This is a genomic window from Sodalis sp. RH21 (assembly GCF_047324175.1).
GTDB lineage: Bacteria > Pseudomonadota > Gammaproteobacteria > Enterobacterales > Enterobacteriaceae > Acerihabitans.
The window spans coordinates 145,039-166,161 of sequence record NZ_CP178732.1 but is presented as its reverse complement, the minus strand read 5'-3'; the positions used below and the strand labels follow the sequence as shown (position 1 = coordinate 166,161).

At 55.4% G+C, this 21,123-nt stretch carries 14 protein-coding genes; 3 read left to right on the top strand and 11 right to left on the bottom strand.

Annotation, left to right across the window (positions count from 1 at the left end; all coding sequences use genetic code 11):
- Window positions 1-18: 18 nt before the first annotated feature.
- A complete protein-coding gene (gntX, locus tag ACL2XP_RS00720; protein WP_413736706.1) occupies window positions 19-705 on the top strand; it encodes a DNA utilization protein GntX in 687 nt (228 codons plus the stop codon).
- 60 nt (window positions 706-765) lie between these two features.
- On the top strand, window positions 766-1,341 hold the full coding sequence (gene nfuA / locus ACL2XP_RS00715) for a Fe-S biogenesis protein NfuA (RefSeq protein ID WP_413736705.1): 576 nt from the start codon (window positions 766-768) through the stop codon (window positions 1,339-1,341).
- 87 nt (window positions 1,342-1,428) lie between these two features.
- Here nfuA and malQ read toward each other — a convergent pair whose 3' ends face one another.
- The 5 genes from malQ to glpE all read right to left on the bottom strand — a co-directional run bounded on the left by malQ (window position 1,429) and on the right by glpE (window position 8,461).
- On the bottom strand, window positions 1,429-3,519 hold the full coding sequence (gene malQ, locus ACL2XP_RS00710; protein WP_413736704.1) for a 4-alpha-glucanotransferase: 2,091 nt from the start codon (window positions 3,517-3,519) through the stop codon (window positions 1,429-1,431).
- Window positions 3,520-3,528: 9 nt separating this feature from the next.
- Window positions 3,529-5,934 carry a maltodextrin phosphorylase gene (gene malP, locus ACL2XP_RS00705; protein WP_413736703.1) on the bottom strand — a complete coding sequence of 802 codons (2,406 nt, stop codon included), beginning with the start codon at window positions 5,932-5,934 and terminating at the stop codon, window positions 3,529-3,531.
- A 314-nt stretch (window positions 5,935-6,248) separates the two neighbouring features.
- Window positions 6,249-7,007 carry a DeoR/GlpR family transcriptional regulator gene (locus ACL2XP_RS00700; protein ID WP_413736702.1) on the bottom strand — a complete coding sequence of 253 codons (759 nt, stop codon included), beginning with the start codon at window positions 7,005-7,007 and terminating at the stop codon, window positions 6,249-6,251.
- Between the two features lie 24 nt (window positions 7,008-7,031).
- On the bottom strand, window positions 7,032-7,877 hold the full coding sequence (glpG, locus tag ACL2XP_RS00695) for a rhomboid family intramembrane serine protease GlpG (protein ID WP_413736701.1): 846 nt from the start codon (window positions 7,875-7,877) through the stop codon (window positions 7,032-7,034).
- 251 nt (window positions 7,878-8,128) lie between these two features.
- Window positions 8,129-8,461 (bottom strand): thiosulfate sulfurtransferase GlpE, encoded by a 333-nt coding sequence (glpE, locus tag ACL2XP_RS00690; protein WP_413736700.1) that lies wholly within the window; start codon window positions 8,459-8,461, stop codon window positions 8,129-8,131.
- A 177-nt stretch (window positions 8,462-8,638) separates the two neighbouring features.
- On the opposite strand from glpE, the gene glpD reads away from it, so the two are divergent.
- Window positions 8,639-10,150 carry a glycerol-3-phosphate dehydrogenase gene (gene glpD, locus ACL2XP_RS00685; RefSeq protein ID WP_413736699.1) on the top strand — a complete coding sequence of 504 codons (1,512 nt, stop codon included), beginning with the start codon at window positions 8,639-8,641 and terminating at the stop codon, window positions 10,148-10,150.
- 158 nt (window positions 10,151-10,308) lie between these two features.
- Here glpD and ACL2XP_RS00680 read toward each other — a convergent pair whose 3' ends face one another.
- From ACL2XP_RS00680 to glgB, 6 genes are all read right to left on the bottom strand, one after another.
- Window positions 10,309-11,202, bottom strand: coding sequence for an Rpn family recombination-promoting nuclease/putative transposase (locus ACL2XP_RS00680; protein ID WP_413736698.1), 894 nt, complete (start codon window positions 11,200-11,202; stop codon window positions 10,309-10,311).
- A gap of 421 nt (window positions 11,203-11,623) precedes the next feature.
- Window positions 11,624-14,071, bottom strand: coding sequence for a glycogen phosphorylase (gene glgP, locus ACL2XP_RS00675; protein WP_413736697.1), 2,448 nt, complete (start codon window positions 14,069-14,071; stop codon window positions 11,624-11,626).
- Window positions 14,072-14,097: 26 nt separating this feature from the next.
- A complete protein-coding gene (gene glgA, locus ACL2XP_RS00670; protein ID WP_413736696.1) occupies window positions 14,098-15,528 on the bottom strand; it encodes a glycogen synthase GlgA in 1,431 nt (476 codons plus the stop codon).
- A gap of 57 nt (window positions 15,529-15,585) precedes the next feature.
- A complete protein-coding gene (gene glgC / locus ACL2XP_RS00665; protein ID WP_413736695.1) occupies window positions 15,586-16,872 on the bottom strand; it encodes a glucose-1-phosphate adenylyltransferase in 1,287 nt (428 codons plus the stop codon).
- 13 nt (window positions 16,873-16,885) lie between these two features.
- On the bottom strand, window positions 16,886-18,871 hold the full coding sequence (gene glgX, locus ACL2XP_RS00660; RefSeq protein WP_413736694.1) for a glycogen debranching protein GlgX: 1,986 nt from the start codon (window positions 18,869-18,871) through the stop codon (window positions 16,886-16,888).
- Entirely contained in the window at window positions 18,871-21,054 is a 2,184-nt protein-coding gene (glgB, locus tag ACL2XP_RS00655; protein WP_413736693.1) for a 1,4-alpha-glucan branching enzyme, read from the bottom strand. The genes glgX and glgB overlap by 1 nt, the downstream gene beginning before the upstream one ends.
- Window positions 21,055-21,123: the final 69 nt, after the last annotated feature.

The following is a 21,123-nucleotide window of genomic DNA, read 5'->3' as shown; positions in this document are numbered from 1 at the left end:
AAGGTTATGGAAAACCCCATGCTAACAATCAACGCCCTGTGTTGGCTATGCCAACAGCCATTATGGTTCCATCACCATGGCATTTGCCGTGTCTGTGCCGATGGCCTGCTCAATGCGCGGGAAACCAGCTGTCCGCGCTGCGGCCTGCCCGCGGGCAGCCGCAGGCAATGTTGCGGGCGCTGTTTGTTAAAATCACCGCCCTGGGAATCGCTGGTCTATGTCAGCGCCTACCAGCCGCCGCTGAGCCTGCTGGTGAAAAAATTAAAACATCAAGGCGCCACCGGCCTGGCGCAGGTATTGGCCCGGTTGCTGCTGCTGCGCTGGCAGGAAGAGCGCAGCCTGCAAATATGCGAGAAACCGGATCTTATACTAAACGTGCCTTTGCATGCTTACCGGCACTGGCGCAGGGGCTATAATCAAACGGAACTGCTCGCCAAACCCCTTGCGCGCTGGCTTGGTATTGAATATCACCGCGCCGGGCTGGCCAGAATCCGCGCCGCCGTACCGCAGCAAATGCTGCACGCCCGAGCCCGCCGGCGTAACTTACGCGGTGCGTTCAGCTGCGCCATCGATGTGGCCGGCCGGACCGTGGCGCTGGTGGATGACGTGGTCACCACCGGCAGTACCGCAGACGAAATTACCCATCTCCTGCTGATGCAACGGGCAAAAGCGGTGCAGGTTTGGTGCATTTGCCGAACCTTGTAGTCGGCGGGATATTGGGAGTATTATAACCTGACTAGATTAGTCAACTATTGAGTGAATGTTATGATCCGGATTACCGATACTGCCCAGGAACACTTTGCGAAATTACTGGCCAATCAGGAACCTGGCACCCAGATTCGTGTTTTTGTCATTAATCCAGGTACGCCCACCGCGGAGTGCGGCGTGTCATATTGCCCTCCAGATGCGGTGGAAGCCACCGATACCGAACTGAAATTTGACAAAATCAACGCCTATGTCGATGAACTGAGCGCGCCTTATCTGCAGGATGCGGAAATTGATTTCGTTACCGACAAACTGGGTTCGCAACTGACGCTCAAAGCGCCCAACGCCAAAATGCGCAAAGTCTCCGATGACGCGCCGCTGATTGAACGGGTGGAGTACGTGCTGCAATCGCAGATTAACCCACAGCTGGCAGGCCACGGCGGCCAGGTTTCCCTGATGGAAATTACCGACGACAATCTGGCGATCCTGCAATTCGGCGGCGGCTGCAACGGCTGTTCCATGGTCGATTACACCCTGAAAGAAGGGATTGAAAAAGAGCTGCTGGAAAAATTCCCGGAGTTGAAAGGCGTTCGCGATTTAACCGAACACCAGCGCGGCGAGCACTCTTTTTACTAACCTTGCCGCGATCGCTGATTCACCGGCCCGCACTAACGGGCCGGCGCAGCTCTCGGCGCACGGCTTCCTCCGGCGCATTTCCCCGGACTACTCTTTAGGCGTCGCCGCCGTTTTACGCAGCCGGTTAACTTCCTTGAGTAAACGAATAATGGTGGGATCGTCGAATATCTCGGCCACCTCCCGGCTGAGTTTGCGCCGCCAGTTTGGATATTGATCGGTGGTGCCGGGCACATTGACCGGCAAAGCCATATCCAGCCAGTCTTCCGGCTGCAGCCCCAGCAGCGCGGAGCTGCTGCGCGCCACATAACGATGCATGCCGCGGTTCAGGAGCGGCGACATCACCACCTGCGCGGCATTGGCGCTCATTTTTACCGGGATGCATTTCCAGCGGTGCATGGCGTCGAGCAGACCCTGGCGCGCGAGCTGGCGATCGTCCAACAAGCGCTGATAAACGCCGTTATCCGGATAAAGCTGCAACCGCTGGCCCAGGCGCAGATCCTCCAGTTCCCAGAAGCCGCGCAGCGTGGCCAAATCATGGGTGGTGAGCGTCGCCATCGCCTGCGGCACATATTCGGCCGGGCTGCGGAATTGGCCGGCGTCGGTGCGTTCAAAAAACAATACTTTGTAGGAATACACCCCCCCGGCACGCAATTTTTCGGTAATTTCCGGGGGCACCGTCCCCAAGTCCTCGCCGATAATCATGCATTGTTGCCGCTGACTCTCCAGGGCCAGCACCGCCAGCAGATCGTCCACCGGATAATTGACATAGGCGCCTTGCTGGGCGCTTTGGTCCCTGGGCAGCCACCAAAGCCTCAGCAGCGACATCACGTGATCGATACGCAGCGCGCCGCAGTGGCGCATATTGGCGCGCAGCATGTCGATAAAAGGTTCGTAAGCCCGGGCGATCAACACGTTCGGGTCCTGGGGCGGCAGACACCAGTTCTGGCCCTGCGGTCCCAGCCGATCGGGCGGCGCGCCTACCGACGCCGCCAGGCAATACAGCGTCCGATCGCTCCAGGTTTCCATACCCCCTTCGCTTACGCCCACGGCCAAATCGCGGTACAAACCGATAGGCATATTCAGACGCTGGCTGAGGCGAAAGCATTCGTCGAACTGGCGCGTGGCCAGCCATTGCAGCCAAGTGAAAAAACGTATGTCGTCATCGTGCTGCCGGCTGAACTCCCTTACCGCCGCGCCGTCAGCCTGCTGATACTGCTCGGGCCACTGCTGCCAACCCGCGGAACAGTGCCCTTCCCGGGAGAGAAAACGATGCAGGGCGTCGAAAGTCGCCTGAAAAAGCAGGCTCTCGCCCCCGCTGACGATAAAATCGTCAAACGAGCGGCACAGCGGATCGCCGGCATCGCGGGTACGGAATTGGGCGTAAGCATAGGTCAAGGCGACGAGCTTGCATTCCATGACCCGGGGATAATCCACCAGATCCCCGCCGCGCAGCGCGGCCAGCATTTCCTGGGTCTGCGCCAACGTCAACCATTGCTGGGCGGCGGCGCTATCCTGGAAATCTTCCAGGGCGCTGACATCGATATAGATAATATTCAGCCAGCGGCGCGAGGAAGGGCTATACGGGCTGGCCCAGCCGGGAGCGGCGGGATATAGCGCGTGGATCGGATTAAGCCCGACAAATGCGCCGCCCTGCTTGGCTATGCCCTCGATCATCAAGGCCAAATCGCCAAAATCGCCAACGCCCCAATTATGCCGGGAACGCAGGGTATAAAGCTGCACGCAAGCGCCCCAGAGTTTTTGTCCCGCCAGCAGCGCCGGCGGTTCATAGCAGCGCGCCGGCGTGACAATCACCTGGCAGCTCCAGTGCCGCAAATCCGCGCGCAGGGTGAGGCGGTGATAACCCAGCGGCAGCGATTCCGGCAGCGTCACGCTGCGGTTTTGCGCGATACCGTCATGCTGTTTCCCCGATTCCTCGGTTAACACCCACTCGACCTGGCCATTCAGGGTCAACGCCAACGACGGCGTCTCCCCTGCCCGCAAGACCCAAACCGGCGGAATCGGCGCCGATTGGGCGTGATCGTCGATCAATCCCGCCATGGCGTTCAGCAATTGCCGTTTAGTATCCTGGCTGATGATTTTGCGCTGTCCCCAGGCATCGATATATTCCGGAATTATTCCTGCTCTTGCGGCGGCCTGATCCAATACCTTGGAATCCATCAATGCTCCTTAACGTTTTGCTTGCCAGATACGTTGCTGATAGTCGCGAATTGAGCGGTCCGAACTGAAGAAACCCACCCGCGCGGTGTTGAGCACCGCGCTGCGCGTCCAATCATCAGGCCGGCGGTAGAGGGCGTCCACCCGCTGCTGCGCCGCGCAATAAGCGGCAAAATCCGCCAGCACAAGATACGGGTCGCCGCCTTGCTGCAGGCTGTGCAGCAAAGGGTCGAACGCATGCTTATGTTTGTTACTGTAAGCACCGCTGCCAAGTTCGGTCAACAGGCCTTTTAGCGTTTTATCTTTTTTCAACACCTGGGCGGGCTTATAACCCCCGGCCAGGATTGCTTTAACCTCGGGGGCGGTGTGGCCAAAGATGAAAATATGGTCCTCGCCAACCTGCTCGGCAATTTCCACATTCGCGCCGTCCAGGGTACCGATGGTCAGGGCCCCGTTAAGCGCCAGCTTCATATTGCCGGTGCCGGAAGCTTCTTTGCCGGCGGTGGAAATCTGTTCCGACAAATCAGCCGCCGGGATCATCCATTCCGCCGCCGATACCCGGTAATCGGGCACGAAGATCACTTTGAGCCGATCGTTTATCTTACGATCGTTATTGATCTTTTCCGCCAATTGATTGATGGCGAATATAATATTTTTCGCCAATGCGTAACCCGGCGCGGCTTTGGCTCCAAACAAAAACACCCGCGGCACGATATCCAGGCCCGGATTGTCGCGCAGCTGGCGGTAGAGCGACAAAATATGCAGCAAATTAAGGTGCTGGCGTTTATATTCATGCAGCCGTTTTATTTGCACATCAAACAAGGCCTCCGGATTAACCGTGACGTCGGTTAATTGCTTGATTTTGGCCGCCAGGTGTTGCTTATTGTCGCGCTTGATTTGCTGGAACCGGCTACAGAAATCTTTTTGCTCCGCATAGGGCTCCAGCTCTTTGAGTTTTTCCAGCCGCGTCACCCAGCCTTGGCCAATCGTGTCGTCGATCAGTTTTGCCAGGGCGGGATTGCACTGCTTCAACCACCGGCGCGGCGTAATACCGTTGGTAACGTTATGGAATTTCTCGGGCCACAGTTCAAAATATTCGGGGAAGAGATCGGTTTTAACCAAATCGGAATGCAGGGCGGCAACGCCGTTAACCGCAAAACCGCAGACCACGCACAGGTTGGCCATACGCACCTGGCGATCATAATGCACCGCGACTTTGGCCCATACGTCCTGGTTATCCGGCCAGTGGCGCTGCACCAGCTTTTTGAACTCTTGGTCGATGAGCTTGATAATGGCGAAGTGGCGCGGCAGCAGGGTACGGATCAGCTTCTCATCCCAACGCTCCAGCGCTTCAGGCATCAGGGTATGGTTGGTATAAGCAAAGGTGCGCGAAGTAATATGCCAAGCGTCGTGCCAGGAAAGCTGATGTTCATCGAGCAACACCCGCAACATTTCAGGAATCGCTATGGTCGGATGGGTATCATTGAGCTGGATGACTTCATAATCCGGCAGGCTTTGGATCGAACGGCCGGCCAGATGATGCCGGCGCAGAATATCGGCCACCGAGCAGGCGCACTGAAAATACTGCTGCATCAGGCGCAGTTGTTTACCTGCCAGATGATTATCGTTGGGGTATAACACTTTGGTCAGCTTGGCGGCGTCGATTCCGGCCTGCTCCGCTTTAAGAAATTTACCCTCATTAAACAGCTCAAGGTCGAAGGGATGGGGATGGGTCGCCTGCCATAGGCGCAGCGGTAGAGCAACGCCGTTTTCATAACCCACCACCGGCAAGTCCCAGGCTTCGCCGTCAAGGGTAAACGCCGGTTCCCAAATCGCGTGCCCCTGCTCATTTTTGACCAATTTGCCGCCCAGGCCGACCCGGACGGTCAAGGCCGGGTTATGCCTGAACCAGGGATAGGATTCGCGATGCCAATCGTCGGGCGTTTCGCATTGCCGGCCCCCGGCGAATTGCTGGCGAAACAGGCCGTATTGGTAGTTCAGGCCATAACCGGTGGCCGACTGCCCCACCGTCGCCATGGAATCAAGGTAGCATGCCGCCAGCCGACCCAAGCCGCCATTGCCCAGGGCCGGATCGGTTTCCTGCTCAAGCAAATCGCCCAAATCGATTTGGTACCCTGCCAATATTTTTTTGACCGTGTCATACCAGCCGAGGTTAATCAGGTTGTTACCGGTTAAACGGCCGATCAGAAACTCCATCGAAAGATAATTCACATGGCGGGGATTTTTTTTGTCCTCATGGCGCGCAGGCTGCAAGGTAATGAGTTCGTTGACTGCCGCGCTGACCGCTTGCCACCATTGGAAACGGGTCATTTCCTGCGCGCCTTGCAGGCCTAGACGCTGCCACTGGCGATCCAGGGCAGATTGGAATGCAGCTTTATCAAGTTTTAATTTCGGCATAAACGCGGCTCTATCCTGTTGGTTATAAATCGATCGGCACTGGGAACGGCAAGACAGCCAGGCAGGCATGTCGTTTTTACGGGATATCTCATACGGCTTGCCCTCGTCTGCGACGGCATCGCCACGCTATAAGTTATCGTAAAAGAATAGGGTTTTGTTCGCGATGATCAAAGAATAGTCAACGGTATTAAAAAGGTGAGAGCTGAAGGAGATTTTTGCACAATAGCTGATAATTTTTTTGCCCAGCGTCCCGGGCGGCGGAAGATGGAGGATCGCAACCTGCCGTAATCGCCGCCGGGAATACGCTTTTGGTATCAGCAGAGTTCGAGCTTGACGTCGGACTGCTCGATAATGCTCATCACGCTCGGCGGGGGCATTTGATCGGTAAACAGAAAGTTCACCAGGGACATCTTGCCCAGGTTGACCATGGCATTGCGGCCGAATTTGGAATGATCGGTAACCAGCATCACGCAGCGGGAATTATCAATAATGGCCCGTTTAGTGCGCACTTCATGATAATCGAATTCCAGCAGCGAGCCGTCCATATCTATGCCGCTGATGCCCAGGATGCCGTAATCCAGGCGGAACTGGGAAATAAAATCCAAAGTGGCTTCCCCCATGATCCCGCCGTCGCGGGTGCGCACTTCCCCGCCGGCGAGGATCAGGCGAAAATCCTCTTTTGCGGTCAGCAACGTGGCCACATTGAGATTATTGGTCACCACCCGCAGGTTTTTGTGGTTCATCAGGGCATGGGCCACCGCCTCAGGCGTGGTGCCGATATCGATAAACAACGTCGCGCCATCGGGGATTTGGCTGGCAACCCGCTGGGCGATGCGCGCTTTTTCCGCCGACCACATGCCTTTTCGATCGTGGTAAGCCGTATTGACCGAACTGGAAGGCAGGGCAGCGCCGCCGTGATGGCGATGGATTTTGTTATGCTCGGCCAAATCATTCAGATCGCGTCGGATAGTTTGCGGGCTGACCGCAAAATGCTCCACCAATTCTTCAGTGCTGACATACCCTTGCCGCCGCACCAGTTCAATAATGGCATCATGCCGCTGCGTTTGCTTCACATTAAATCCCCTGCTGCCAGAACATTACCGATGACGACCAGCCCCGGTCCCATGGCGCGTATCCCAGAAAGCCATTAATAATCCGATGACCAGCCCCGCCACATGGGCGGCATTGGCAACGGCGATGCCTAAAATATCGAAATAGCCGGCGATCAGCCACAACAGGGCGAAAACAATTACCCCGCGCGGCATCATAAGCGGGCTGTCGGGGTTTTTCTCCCCATACCACCACACATATCCCATCAGCGCATACACCACACCGGACAGCCCGCCGAACAGGGCGCCGCTGAAATGAGACTGCACCACCCCGCTGACTATCGCCGCAAGCAGCGTCAAGATGGCCAACGGCACGATGCCGCGATATTTTTCCACGGCGCTGGCGAGATACCACCACCACACCACATTGAACAATAAATGCAGCAGCGAAAAATGCAACAGAATATGGGTTACCCAGCGCCAAACCTGCAGGTACCGGCTCGGGTCGGCGGGGTAAGCCAGCCAGTACATGACTTCGTCATCGCCCAGGATATTCATTAGAATAAACACCAATACGCAGCTTACCAGCACCCCGACGGTCAGCGGCCCCGCCTGGGAACGCAGCGCCGGTAACCATGAAGTCGGCTGATAGCGGAAATGGCCTTTAGCGGCGCTGCCAGAATGCCAGCTGGCCGCCTGATAGCGCGGATGCATGGGATCGAGCAGGAAAATCTCAAGCGCAGCCTCGACCCGGGCCAATTCCTCATCGTTGATTAGCCAGAGCTCGGCTATTCTGCCTTGCAGTTGCATTTCGATCGTCACGCCCTGGGTTTTCATATAGTCGATAAAGGCCTGGGCGAAGCGGGGATTAGACAAGGTCGTTACACGAATCATGGCGTTGGCGCTATCCCTTAGGTAGTAATAATCAGAGAGTTAGGTTGAGAGTTATTATCAGGGAACCCACGACGCGCGATGACGGCTGGCCCTATACCGCTGGCGCTGGAATAAGCAGCCGGGGCATATCATAACATGATCTTTCAGGCATCCGGCAATCGGGCATAAATAGCGTGATCGCGCGTAACAATACTCAAACTTGACGCCGGACCAGGGGGGTCCGGAGGAAGCGGGAAGGAAAATGAAAGGGATTATTGTCCTGATAGGGTATTCACTTCGCCCGGAAAGGCTTGTTGCCAGGCCTCGAAACCCCCGTCGATACTGTAAGCCGCATCGAATCCTTGCTGTAGCAGGTACTGCGCGGCGCCCTTGCTGCTATTGCCGTGATAGCACATCACCATCACCGGGCGGGTGAGATCGTTTTGCCGCATAAAGGCCCCCAGGGTATCGTTGGTCAAATGAAACGCCCCGGGGGTATGTCCGGCGGCGAAACTCTGCGGATCGCGAATATCCACCAGGACCGCTTCGCCCCGCTGCCAACGCTGGTGGGCCTGTTCTACGCTTATGGTTGCAAAATTTTCCATGGGTTCCCGCCTCGGTTATTAACCTTCTTTCTACATATTCTAAACATAAACTGTTACCCCCGTCACGCATAGACGTTTTTTTCGGCACAGAGCTTGGCGTAGATGTTGGTTTTCGATTACAATTATGAGCGAAAACGAAAATAAAAGAACTGTAGCGAACATCTGGAGGAAGGTAACGTGGAAACCAAAGATTTGATCGTCATCGGTGGTGGCATCAATGGTGCCGGCATCGCAGCAGATGCAGCCGGGCGCGGGTTATCCGTGCTGTTGCTGGAGGCAGAGGATCTGGCCTGCGCAACCTCTTCCGCCAGTTCTAAATTGATTCATGGCGGCCTGCGCTATCTCGAACATTACGAATTCCGCCTGGTGAGCGAGGCGCTGGCGGAGCGGGAGGTGCTGCTGAAAATGGCGCCGCATATCGCGTTTCCCATGCGTTTCCGCTTACCGCACCGGCCTCATCTGCGCCCGGCGTGGATGATCCGTATCGGCCTGTTTATGTACGATCACCTCGGCAAGCGTACCAGCCTGCCGGCCAGTAAAGGGTTGCGTTTTGGCGCGGATTCGGTACTCAAACCATCAATCGTGCGCGGTTTTGAATATTCCGACTGCTGGGTGGATGACGCGCGCCTGGTAGTGCTGAACGCACAGGAAGTGGTCGCCAAAGGCGGCGAAGTGCGCACCCGCACCAAAGTGACCCGCGCCTGGCGCGAAAACGGCCTCTGGACGGTGGAAGCTGAAGATGTGCTGACCGGCAAGACTTTGACCTGGCAGGCCAAAGGCCTGGCTAACGCCACCGGCCCCTGGGTGAAAGAGTTTATCGATGAAGGGCTGAAACTGCCCTCTCAGTATGGTATCCGGTTAATCAAAGGCAGCCATATCGTCGTGCCGCGGGTGCATAACGGCCAGCAAGCCTACATTTTGCAAAACGAAGACCACCGGATCGTATTTGTGATTCCCTGGCTGGACGAATTCTCCATTATCGGCACCACCGACGTGGAATATCATGGCGATCCCAAAGCGGTGCATATCGACGAGCAGGAAACCGAGTATCTCCTGCAGGTTTATAATGATCACTTCAAAAAACCGCTCGGCAAAGCCGATATTGTCTGGTCTTATTCCGGCGTACGCCCGTTATGCGACGATGAATCCGATTCTCCGCAAGCGGTCACCCGCGATTATACCCTGTCGGTCACCGACGACCACGGCAAGGCACCGCTGCTGTCGGTATTTGGCGGCAAGCTGACCACCTACCGCAAGCTGGCGGAACACGCTTTGGAAAAACTCGGTAAATATTATCCCAACGCCAAGGGCGCCTGGACCAAAGGGACGGTATTGCCGGGAGGGGATTTCAGCGGCGACCGTGATGACTATGCCGCCCAGCTGCGGCGCAAATACGCCTTCCTGCCGGAAAGCCTGGCGCGGCGATACAGCCGCACCTACGGTTCGCACAGCGAGCTGATACTGGCGGGCGCCGCCAAGCTGGCCGATCTGGGCGAAGATTTCGGCCATGGCCTTTATGGGGCTGAACTGCAATACCTGGTGGAAAAAGAGTGGGTGGTGACGCTGGAAGATGCCATCTGGCGCCGCACCAAGCTGGGCATGTGGCTTGATGACGCGCAGCAACAGCATGTCAAGGATTGGCTTGCGCAGCATGCCCGGGCCGGCCGCACATTATCCCTGGCATCATAAACGGCAAAAAAACGAGATTACTCAGGGTAGTAAGCTCGGGTATCGGCCGCTGAAGTAATTATCGCCTTTAATAATTTATTAAAGGCGATATATTCCTCATGAACCAATTATAAACTAACCTTTTTCATGACTACATTTAATTAAATTCAGTAAAATAATTAATGCGATAACCGTTTTAAATACTCATCAGAAAGGCCGGTAGAGAGTTTTATCAGGTTACGGGGAACGCCATTATTCATTAATTCCCGTACTACTTCATGCAGCATTTCCAGCCGTCCTTCTTTATGTCCTTCCTTTCTTCCCTCTTCCGCGAGTTGTTGTCCGATAGTCATTATTCCCTCCTGATTGGGCATTACTTGTTGCGATAGTTTAGCCATAAATTTTTGCGTATCCGCGGTTTCACCCGCCGCGGCGATATAAAGCATAACGCTTTTATTGAGCTCGGGGGGCAGCGGCCAGTCATTCATCAGCGTGCTGATATTGTCCACGAGCGTCAGCATATCCCGCTGGCGGATATGCTTTTGCAGCAGCTCCAGCAGCGCCACCCGCCGGTGCGCCATAATTTCCTCGTCCGGTATAACCGTCACGTCCACCAGCGGAAAAGGGTTACCATAGATCTGCCTTGCCAGTTCGGTATCGGCAAAACAGTCCCGCCAATCCGTGCTGTAAGGATAAGACCGGTTGCCGTGATAAAACAGCACCGGCATCACTACCGGCAACTGCTTAAAGCCTTGGTCGAGATGCTGTTTCATTGCCGCCAGGCTATAGCGCATCATGCGAAACGCCATTAGTTTGTCCGGCCGGCTCTGATGCTCGATCAGGCAATAAATATAGCCGTCGCCCTGGGTGGTTTTCACCGAATAAAGCATGTCGCAGACATGATGATCGAAATTATCATCCACGAATGTAGTGGGACAGATATTGAGTGTAGTAAAATCGCACCGCTGCCGTAAAGAGGCTGGCAGGTGAATTTGTAAAAAATCCTGCGCGACGTTAATATCGCCGAGGAAATTTTTAAAAAATGCGTCATGGTGGCTTGGTTTGGTTGCCATAAGAAACATCCATATTCCTATACTAATTTAATCTTCCATTTAATTACCATTCTAATAATCTAGGATGAATCATTTAACAATAAAAACGTATTAATTAATTCAATGAGGTTATTATTTATAATTTAACGCCGGTTATTAAAACGGTCTGATTGGCGAGGGCAGTATAATGAAATTCTTATGTCGCCGTAAAGCGCGGCAAAAGATATTTACACAACTCTAGGCAGCATTATAGCTATTAGCCTCCAAACGAAATTTATTCATTATTAACGTTGCGCCGACCCGTAATGATTATTAGTAAAGCCATGCGCTAAAACAGTGGCGCCGCATCGGTTCAATCCGATTCACCGTATGAATTTAGCATATACCCATTAAAAAAAACTGGCCGCCGATCGCCACTCATTACCGGCGGCCAAGGCTTTAGCTATAACCTTATCGGCTTCACATGCCAAATTTCGTCGGCATATTCCTGGATGGTCCGATCCGAGGAGAAATAGCCCATGCTGGCGATGTTCACCGCCGCACGGCGGGCCCACTCGTCCGGCTGCCGATAAAGCGCATCCACCTGATCCTGGGTATCCACATAACTGCGATAATCTGCCAGCAGCTGGTAATAATCGCCGAAATTCAGCAAGGTATCGAACAAATTACGGTATCGATTCGGCTCGCCGGGGCTAAAGGCGCCGGTAGCGATTTGCGTCAGGGCCAGATTTAGCTCTTCATCCTGTTCAAAAAACTTCCGGGGGTTATAGCCATCGCGGCGCAGGGCTTCCACCTGTTCGGCGGTATTGCCGAAAATAAAGATATTTTCATCACCCAGTCGGGCGCCCATTTCTATGTTGGCGCCGTCCAGAGTGCCGATGGTCAACGCGCCGTTCAGCGCAAACTTCATATTGCTGGTACCCGAAGCCTCAGTACCCGCCAGGGATATTTGCTCTGACAGATCCGCCGCCGGAATAATCAGCTGGGCGAGGCTGACGCTATAGTTGGGGATAAAAACCACTTTCAACCGGTTTTTCATCAGCGGATCGTTGTTAATAACCGCGGCCACGTCGTTGATCAAATGAATGATTTGTTTTGCCATATGGTAAGCCGAAGCGGCTTTGCCGGCGAAAATATTCACCCGCGGCACCCAATTGCTGTCCGGTTCCTGCTTAATGCGATTATAACGGGTGATGATATGCAACACATTCATCAATTGGCGTTTATATTCATGGATACGCTTGATTTGCACATCAAACAACGCCGCCGGATCAACCACCACATTTAATTCTCGCGCCATATAAATAGCCAGCGCTTTTTTATTTTCCAGCTTGGCTTTCTGCACATCCTGGATAAATGCCGGGAAATCGATATGAGACTTTAATTCGTCCAATTGACTCAGATCGGTGCGCCACGTTTGACCGATAGTGTCATCCAATACCGCCGACAGCGGCCGGTTAGCCAGCGCCAGCCAGCGACGGGGGGTAACGCCGTTGGTTTTATTGCAAAAACGATCGGGAAAAATGCGGGCGAAATCGGCAAACAGCGATTGCACCATCAAATCGGAATGCAATTGCGAAACGCCGTTGACTTTATGGCTGGCAATTACCGCCAACCACGCCATACGCACCATGCGGCCGTTATGCTCGTCGATAATCGACACCCGCGCCAGCAGATCGCTGTCATTGGGGATCTGCTCCTGTACGCCGTTGAGGAAATGATCGTTAATTTCAAAAATAATTTGCAATTGGCGCGGCAGAATTTTGCCCAGCATATCCACCGGCCAGGTTTCCAGCGCTTCGCTCATTAAGGTATGGTTGGTGTAGGAGAAGACTTTGCCCACCACTTCCCACGCCTGCAGCCAGGTGAATTTATGCTCGTCGATCAGCAAACGCATTAATTCCGGAATCGACAATACCGGATGGGTGTCATTAAGGTGAATCGCAATTTTATCCGCCAGATTATCAAAAGTCTGATGCATCATCCAATGGCGGGTCAGGATATCCTGCATGGTGGCGGATACTAAAAAATATTCCTGGCGCAGGCGCAATTCGCGGCCTGAATAAGTCGAATCATCCGGGTAAAGCACCCGCGAAACATTTTCGGAGAAATTTTTATCTTCTACGGCGGCAAAATAGTCGCCCTGGTTGAATTTACCCAGATTTATTTCATTACTGGCCTGCGCGCTCCACAGCCGCAGGGTATTGGTGGCGTCGGTATCAAAACCGGGGATGATTTGATCGTAGGCGCAAGCCAACACTTCTTCGGTCTCGACCCAGCGGGTCTTACTGCCTTCCTGCTGCACGCGGCCGCCAAAACGGACTTTATAGCGGGTGGAATGCCGGGGGAACTCCCAGGGATTACCATATTCCAGCCAATAATCCGGCGATTCCGCCTGCTGTCCGTTAATAATATTCTGCTTGAACATGCCGTATTCATAACGAATGCCATATCCCCGCCCAGGCAAGGCCAGGGTGGCCATCGAATCGAGGAAACAGGCGGCCAATCGTCCCAGGCCGCCATTGCCCAGACCCGGATCGTTCTCTTCGAGCAACAGATCGTCGAGCTCGAATCCCATATCTTCCAGGGCCGCCTTGGTATCGTCATAAATGCCCATGGCCAGCAGCGCATTGGATAACGTGCGGCCCAGCAAAAACTCCATCGATAGGTAATACACCTGGCGCACATCCTGTGACAATTGGGCGCGGTTGGAGCGCAGCCAGCGCTCCACCATCCGATCCCGAACCGCCAGCAAGGTAGCATTCAGCCATTCATGCTTATTGGCGACGGAAGGATCTTTGCCAATGGTAAACATGAGCTTGTATGCGATTGAATGTTTCAGCGCTTCGACGCTGAGCGTGGGTGAAGCATAAATAAACGGAGAGTTCATGACATTCATTCCCAATCAGTGAGTATCTACAAGCGTTGATAAAGAGACTGATAAGCCCGGGCTGCCACATGCCAGCTGAAATCCAATCCCATCGCCTGGCGCTGGACATAACGCCAAAGGGCAGGTCTTGACCATAACACAAATGCCCGCCTGATTGCCCGCTGCAAAGCGCTGGCGGTAGCATCTTCAAACACAAAACCACTGGCGATGCCGTCGGAGAGATTCTCCAATGAACTGTCGGTCACCGTATCCGCCAGACCGCCGGTGCGGCGTACCAGCGGCAGAGTGCCGTATTTCAATCCGTATAATTGCGTCAGACCGCAGGGTTCAAAGCGGCTCGGCACCATAATCACATCCGCGCCGCCGATAATGCGGTGGGAAAAAGCCTCATGATAGCCAAGCTGCACCCCCACCTGGCTGGGATACTCCGCCGCGGCCGCCAGGAAACCCTGCTGCAGGGTGACATCGCCGGCGCCCAGCACGGTGAGTTGCCCCCCCTGGTCCAGGAGATCCGGTAAAACTTCCAGCACCAAGTCCAGCCCTTTCTGGCTGGTCAGGCGGCTGACCACCGCGAACAGCGGCACCTTTTCATCCACCGTCAGTCCCATTGCCGTTTGCAGATGGCGCTTATTGTTGGTTTTGGCCTCTAGCACATCGCGGTTATAGCGGGTAGAGAGCATGGCGTCATGGGTGGGATTCCAGATGGCATCGTCCACGCCGTTCAGGATACCGGTGAGCCGCCCCTGCGATTGCAGGGAGGCCAGCAATCCTTCCATACCATAACCATAAGCGGGCTGGGTGATTTCCCGCGCATAGGTCGGGCTGACGGTTGTGACATGATCGGCATAAAACAGTCCCGCCTTGAGATAGGAAATCTGGCCGAAAAACTCCATGCCGTAGGTCTGGAAATACTCGCCCGGCAGGCCTAATTCCGGCAAATGGCGGGCATTGAATAGGCCCTGATAAGCCAGATTGTGTACGGTGAATACCGACTTGGCCGGCCGGCCTTTGGCCGCCAAATACGCGCAGGTCAGGCCGGCGTGCCAGTCATGGGCCTGAATAATATCCGGCTTCCAGGTGGCATCCAGGCCGCTGGCCATTTCGCTACCTACCCACCCCAGCAGGGCGAAACGCAGGTAATTATCGGTATACGCATACTGATCCTGGTCGTGGTAGGGGCTACCGGGACGATCATATAACGCGGGCGCGTCGATCAGATAGATCCCGACCCCGTTAAAACGGCCGTATAACAGCGTGACATGCTGTGAAAATACATCAAATTCATTAACGATGCGGGTATCGGGGATACCCTTGCGTAAATCAGGAAAAGCCGGTAATAACACCCGGACATCGTCACCCTCGACAATTTGCGCAGCGGGCAACGCCCCGACCACATCTGCCAGTCCCCCGGTTTTCAACAAGGGAAACAGTTCAGAACAAACATGTAAAACCTGCATTATCGCTCCCGTTTAGGCTTATTCTTTTTTCAACGACCTATCAAGCTACAGGTCTTCCTAGTGAATATTGGCCAACATCTTTCTTGTCACCAATACGATTCCCTCTTCAGAGCAACAGAATCGTCGTTTATCGTCCTCGGCGTTTTCACCGATAATCATGCCTTCCGGTATAGTACAGGCGCGATCGATAATGCAGCGCCGTAAGCGGCACGAGCGGCCTACGTTGACATCCGGTAAAATCACCGCCTCGTCCAGCGTGCAAAAAGAATTGACGCGCACCCGCGGAAACAGCACCGAATGCGTCACATGGGCGCCGGAAAGGATGCAGCCGCCGGAGACCAGGGAATTCAGGGTCACACCGTGATTACCGGCGCGATCCTGCACAAATTTAGCCGGCGGCAGCGGTTCCATATGCGTGCGTATCGGCCAGTTTTGATCGTACATATCCAGCTCAGGGGTCACCGAAGCCAGGTCCAGATTGGCGCGCCAGTAAGCGTCCAGCGTTCCCACGTCGCGCCAATAAGGGGGGGCCGAATCATCTTCGGCCGAAGAGACGCAGGAGAGGGTGAATGGATGGGCCCAGGCCTCTCCGCGCGCGGTAATTTTGGGAATAATGTCTTTGCCGAAATCGTGATTGGACCCTTCGGTCTGCATATCCTCTTCCAGCAATTGAAATAGATAGTCGGCATCAAACACATAGATGCCCATACTGGCCAGCGCCTGGTCGGGAAAACCGGGCATGGCCGGCGGATCGGCCGGTTTTTCGACGAAATCCAGTACCCGGTACTTATCATCGACCGCCATAACGCCAAAATCCCGGCCTTCCAGGCGGGGAACCGGCAGGCAGGCCACGGTGCATTTCGACCCTTTTTCCACATGGTCGATCAGCAGGCGGGAGTAATCCATTTTATAAATGTGATCGCCGGCCAGAATCACAATATATTTGGCGCGGTAGCGCCGGATAATATCCAGGTTTTGCGATACCGCGTCCGCGGTACCGCGATACCAGTTTTCGGTGGCGAATCGCTGCTGCGCGGGCAGCAAATCGACGAATTCATTCATCTCCTCATTGAGGAAAGACCAGCCGCGCTGGATATGCTGCACCAGCGTATGCGACTGATATTGCGTGATCACCCCGATACGGCGGATGCCCGAGTTCAGGCAATTGGAGAGGGCAAAATCAATGATGCGAAATTTACCGCCGAAGTGAACCGCGGGCTTCGCGCGCTTGGCCGTCAGATCTTTTAGGCGCGAACCGCGCCCTCCCGCAAGAATCAGCGCGACAGACTGGATCGGCAATTGTCTGGCCAGCATAACCGGGTCACTACCTTCAAACCTAACCATCGCCGACTCCTTATTATTGTTTTACCAGCACATTAATCGTATGGGCGGCCACGGATAAGCTGCCCGCCGATTCCGGTTGCCGCGAGCGCTTAAACGGTGCCGCCAGCGCCCACTTCCCTTCAGGTAAGGTCATTTCACAGCTTTTTGTAGTGGCATTGATCACAAACAGATAATCCCGCGACAGGCGGATTTGCAGTTGTGGCTCCGCCTGCTCCCACTCCGGGGCGGTCAGGGCCTGCCCCTGCGCATTAAGCCACGCCACGGTGGCATCGTCGTTTTCCCGCCACCAGCGGTTATCGACCAGCGCCGGGATTTGCTGGCGCAGGCGGATCGCGGCGGCGGTAAAGCGCATTAACTGCTCATCCCCCTGGCGCCAGTCCAGCCAGGTCAACTCATTATCCTGGCAGTACGCATTGTTGTTGCCCTGCTGGCTGCGCCCCCGCTCATCGCCGGCCAGCAGCATCGGCGTGCCCTGCGACAGCAGCAGCGTCGCCAGCAGCGCACGCTGGCTGACGCGGCGGCGCTCCCGTACTTCTGGATCGGCATCGAGCCCTTCATGGCCGTGGTTGGCGCTGTGGTTATCCTGGGCGCCGTCGCGGTTGTGTTCGCCGTTCGCCTGATTGTGTTTTTCATCGAAGCTCACCAGATCCTGCAAGGTGAAACCATCGTGGGCGGTGAGCATATTGACCGCGGCGCAAGGCGCGCGCCCTCCGCGCCGGAACAATTCGCTGGACGCGGCGAAGCGGCGGGCGAACGCCCCCAGCGAAATATCGTTATGCAGCCAGAAGCGCCGGATATCATCACGATAGCGGTCGTTCCATTCGGCAAACGGCGCCGGGAACCGCCCGACCTGATAACCGCCCGGACCGATATCCCAGGGCTCGGCGATCAATTTGCATTCCCTGAGCGCCGGGTCCTGGTTAATCAAGGCGAACAGCTGCGCGGCGGCGCTGAATTCCGGCGTACGCCCCAATACCGTCCCCAAATCAAAACGAAAACCGTCGACATGGCAGCTCTGGCGCCAAAAACGCAGACAATCCACCACCCAGGCGGCAACGTCGGGGTGGCTGAGCCGCAGGGTATTGCCGCATCCGGTCCAGTTCTGGTAATCGCCCTGCTCGTTCAGCCAGTAATAGCTACGGTTGTCGATACCGCGCAACGAAAGCGTGGGTCCGGTCAGATCCAGTTCGGCGGTATGGTTGAATACCACGTCAAGAATGACTTCTATACCGGCCCGGTGCAGGGCTTTTACCATGGCGCGAAATTCGTCCAGCGCCGTCAGCCCGTGCTGGCCCGAGGCATAGCCCGGCTCCACCGCATACGGCGCCAGTACGTTGTAACCCCAGTAATTGCGCAAACCCTGGCGCTGCAAACGGGGTTCGTCGGCGTGCTGCTGTACCGGCAGCAGTTCAATGGCGGTAATACCGAGCGCCGTCAGGTAATCGATCATCACCGGATGGGCCAAACCGGCGTAACTGCCGCGCAGCGGCGCCGGAATAGCCGGATGCAGCTGGGTCAAGCCCCGCACATGGGCCTCGTAAATCACCGTTTTCCCCCAGGGCGTGGCCGGCAGCCGATCCCCTTGCCAGTCATAGCGGGCATCCACCACCACGCATTTCGGCATTACCGGCGCGCTGTCGGCGCTATCCGGACCCGCGCCGTTATCATAAAGCGCGGGATGATCGCCAACCGTACCTTCCAGGGCCAGGGCGCAGGGGTCGATAACCAGTTTGGCCGGGTTAAAGCGATGCCCGCTGGCCGGCGCGAACGGGCCGTGCACCCGGTAACCATAACGCAGGCCGGGTTTGGCGCCGGCCAGATACCCGTGCCACCGGCCGCCGCTGCGTCCGGCCAGATCGTATTGCCGTTCCCGGCCGCGGCTGTCGAACAGGCATAACACTACCCGTTCGGCATGGGCGGAAAACAGGCTGAAATTAACGCCATCACCGTCATAGCTCGCGCCTAGGGGGGCGGGAGAACCGCTGGCTAGAGTCTCCATTAATTCTCCCGTACCAGGAAAATCGTCGCCAGGGGCGGTATGGTCAACAGCAGGGAGTTCTCGCGGTGATGGCTGCCGATATTGTCGCTATGCAGTTCGCCGCTGTTGCCCATATTGCTGCCGTTGTAGTAATGGGAATCGGTATTGAGAACTTCGCGCCAGCGGCCCGGCGACGGAATACCGATGCGATAGCCCAGGCGCGGCACCGGGGTAAAGTTACTCACCACGATCATTTCACCGCCGCTGGCGTCGCGGCGCAGGAAAGCGAAGACCGAATTTTCACTGTCGTCCGCCACCAGCCATTCAAAGCCGTTATAACGATAGTCCACCTCGTATAGCGGCGGATTGTCGCGGTAACACTGGTTGAGATCGCGCACCAGGCGCTGTACGCCGCTGTGCATGCTGTCAGGATCGTCGAGCAGGTGCCAGTCCAGGCTGACATCATGGTTCCACTCCCGCAGCTGGGCGAATTCATTGCCCATAAACAGCAGTTTCTTGCCGGGATGTCCCCACATAAAGCCGTAATAAGCGCGCACATTGGCGAATTTCTGCCACATATCGCCGGGCATGCGGTTGACGATGGAATGTTTGCCATGCACCACTTCGTCATGGGACAAAGGCAGGACAAAGTTCTCGCTATAGGCATACACCATGCTGAATGTCATATGATGATGGTGATATTTCCGATGTACCGGATCGAGCTGCATATATTTCAGCGTGTCATTCATCCACCCCATATTCCATTTATAATGGAAACCCAGGCCGCCGTTGTCGGGCGGCGCGGTAACGCCGGAGAAAGAAGTAGACTCCTCGGCGATTGTCACCGCGCCGTCGCGCTGGGTGCCAACGGTATGGTTGGTATAGCGCAGGAAAGCGATGGCTTCGAGGTTTTCATTGCCGCCGTAATGGTTGGGGACCCATTGCCCGGCCGGACGGCTGTAATCGCGATAAATCATGGACGCCACGGCATCCACCCGCAGGCCGTCGATGCCGTACCGTTCCAGCCAGAACAGCGCATTCCCCGCCAGGTAGTTGCGCACTTCGTTACGGCCGTAGTTATAAATCAGGGTATTCCAGTCCTGATGCAAACCTTCCCGGGGATCGGCATATTCATATAAAGACGTGCCGTCGAATTTCGCCAATCCGAACTCATCGCCGGGGAAATGCCCGGGCACCCAGTCCAGCAGGACATTGATGCCCGCCCGGTGAGCGGCATCGATAAGTATCCGAAAATCTTCCGGGGTGCCGAAACGGCGGGTGGGCGCATAAATTCCCAGCGGCTGATAGCCCCAACTGCCGTCAAAGGGATGTTCGTTAATCGGCAAAAGCTCGATATGGGTAAAACCCATATATTTCACATAACCGACCAACTGTTCAGCCAGTTCGAGGTAACTGAGCCAAAAGTTGTTATCGACGTGGCGGCGCCATGATCCCAGATGCACTTCATAAATGGAAATCGGCCGGTTAAGCGCATTGGCGGCGTTTCTGCCGGGGTCCGTCTCGGCAATCGGCGGTAGCCCGCGGGTCAGCGAGGCGGTTTCAGGGCGCATTTGCGCTTCAAACGCATACGGGTCCGCCTTGAGGCGCGTTTGTCCGTGGCAATCGATGATTTCATATTTATAGAGCTGTCCGGTGGTTACGGCCGGTAAAAACAGTTCCCATATGCCGTTTTCCCGCCGCTGCCGCATCGGGTGCCGGCGCCCGTCCCAGAAATTGAACTCTCCCACCACCGAAACGCGCTGGGCATTGGGCGCCCATACGGCAAACCGCATGCCGGCGACGCCGTCGAGTTCATCCGGATGAGCGCCGAGCCGTTCATAGGGTCTTAAATGGGTGCCTTCCGCCAGCAGCCAACTATCAATATCCTGCAATAACGGCCCAAAGCGGTAGGGATCTTCAATTATATAAGTATGCTCATGCCAGGTGACCGCAAATTGATAAGTGAAAGGTTTTTTACGCCGGCCTAATTGTGCCGTAAAAAAACCGCGCGGATCATCACAGTTTAATTCTGTGATCTTGCGCCCGTTTTTTTTATCAATAAGCGTTACCGCGCTGGCATCAGGTAATAAAGCGCGCACCACCAATCCTTCATTGGTGACATGCATGCCCAATAATGAAAACGGGTCGGCGTAACGACCGGAAACCAATGCTGTTATGACCTCGTGGTCGGGAAATCCTGACATGGTGTTCTTCCTTTGATTACTCCATGAAATAAAAGAATATTTCCAAAAATAAGCGCCTTATCCTGCATA

Bases quoted from the DNA above. Each gene is read 5' to 3' on its own strand.
- glpG (WP_413736701.1), bottom strand. From the start codon at position 7,877: ATGATTCGTGTAACGACCTTGTCTAATCCCCGCTTCGCCCAGGCCTTT.
- glgP (WP_413736697.1), bottom strand. From the start codon at position 14,071: ATGAACTCTCCGTTTATTTATGCTTCACCCACGCTCAGCGTCGAAGCG.
- nfuA (WP_413736705.1), top strand. From the start codon at position 766: ATGATCCGGATTACCGATACTGCCCAGGAACACTTTGCGAAATTACTG.
- gntX (WP_413736706.1), top strand. From the start codon at position 19: ATGCTAACAATCAACGCCCTGTGTTGGCTATGCCAACAGCCATTATGG.
- ACL2XP_RS00680 (WP_413736698.1), bottom strand. From the start codon at position 11,202: ATGGCAACCAAACCAAGCCACCATGACGCATTTTTTAAAAATTTCCTC.
- glgX (WP_413736694.1), bottom strand. From the start codon at position 18,871: ATGGAGACTCTAGCCAGCGGTTCTCCCGCCCCCCTAGGCGCGAGCTAT.
- malQ (WP_413736704.1), bottom strand. From the start codon at position 3,519: ATGGATTCCAAGGTATTGGATCAGGCCGCCGCAAGAGCAGGAATAATT.
- malP (WP_413736703.1), bottom strand. From the start codon at position 5,934: ATGCCGAAATTAAAACTTGATAAAGCTGCATTCCAATCTGCCCTGGAT.
- glgA (WP_413736696.1), bottom strand. From the start codon at position 15,528: ATGCAGGTTTTACATGTTTGTTCTGAACTGTTTCCCTTGTTGAAAACC.
- glpE (WP_413736700.1), bottom strand. From the start codon at position 8,461: ATGGAAAATTTTGCAACCATAAGCGTAGAACAGGCCCACCAGCGTTGG.
- glgC (WP_413736695.1), bottom strand. From the start codon at position 16,872: ATGGTTAGGTTTGAAGGTAGTGACCCGGTTATGCTGGCCAGACAATTG.
- glgB (WP_413736693.1), bottom strand. From the start codon at position 21,054: ATGTCAGGATTTCCCGACCACGAGGTCATAACAGCATTGGTTTCCGGT.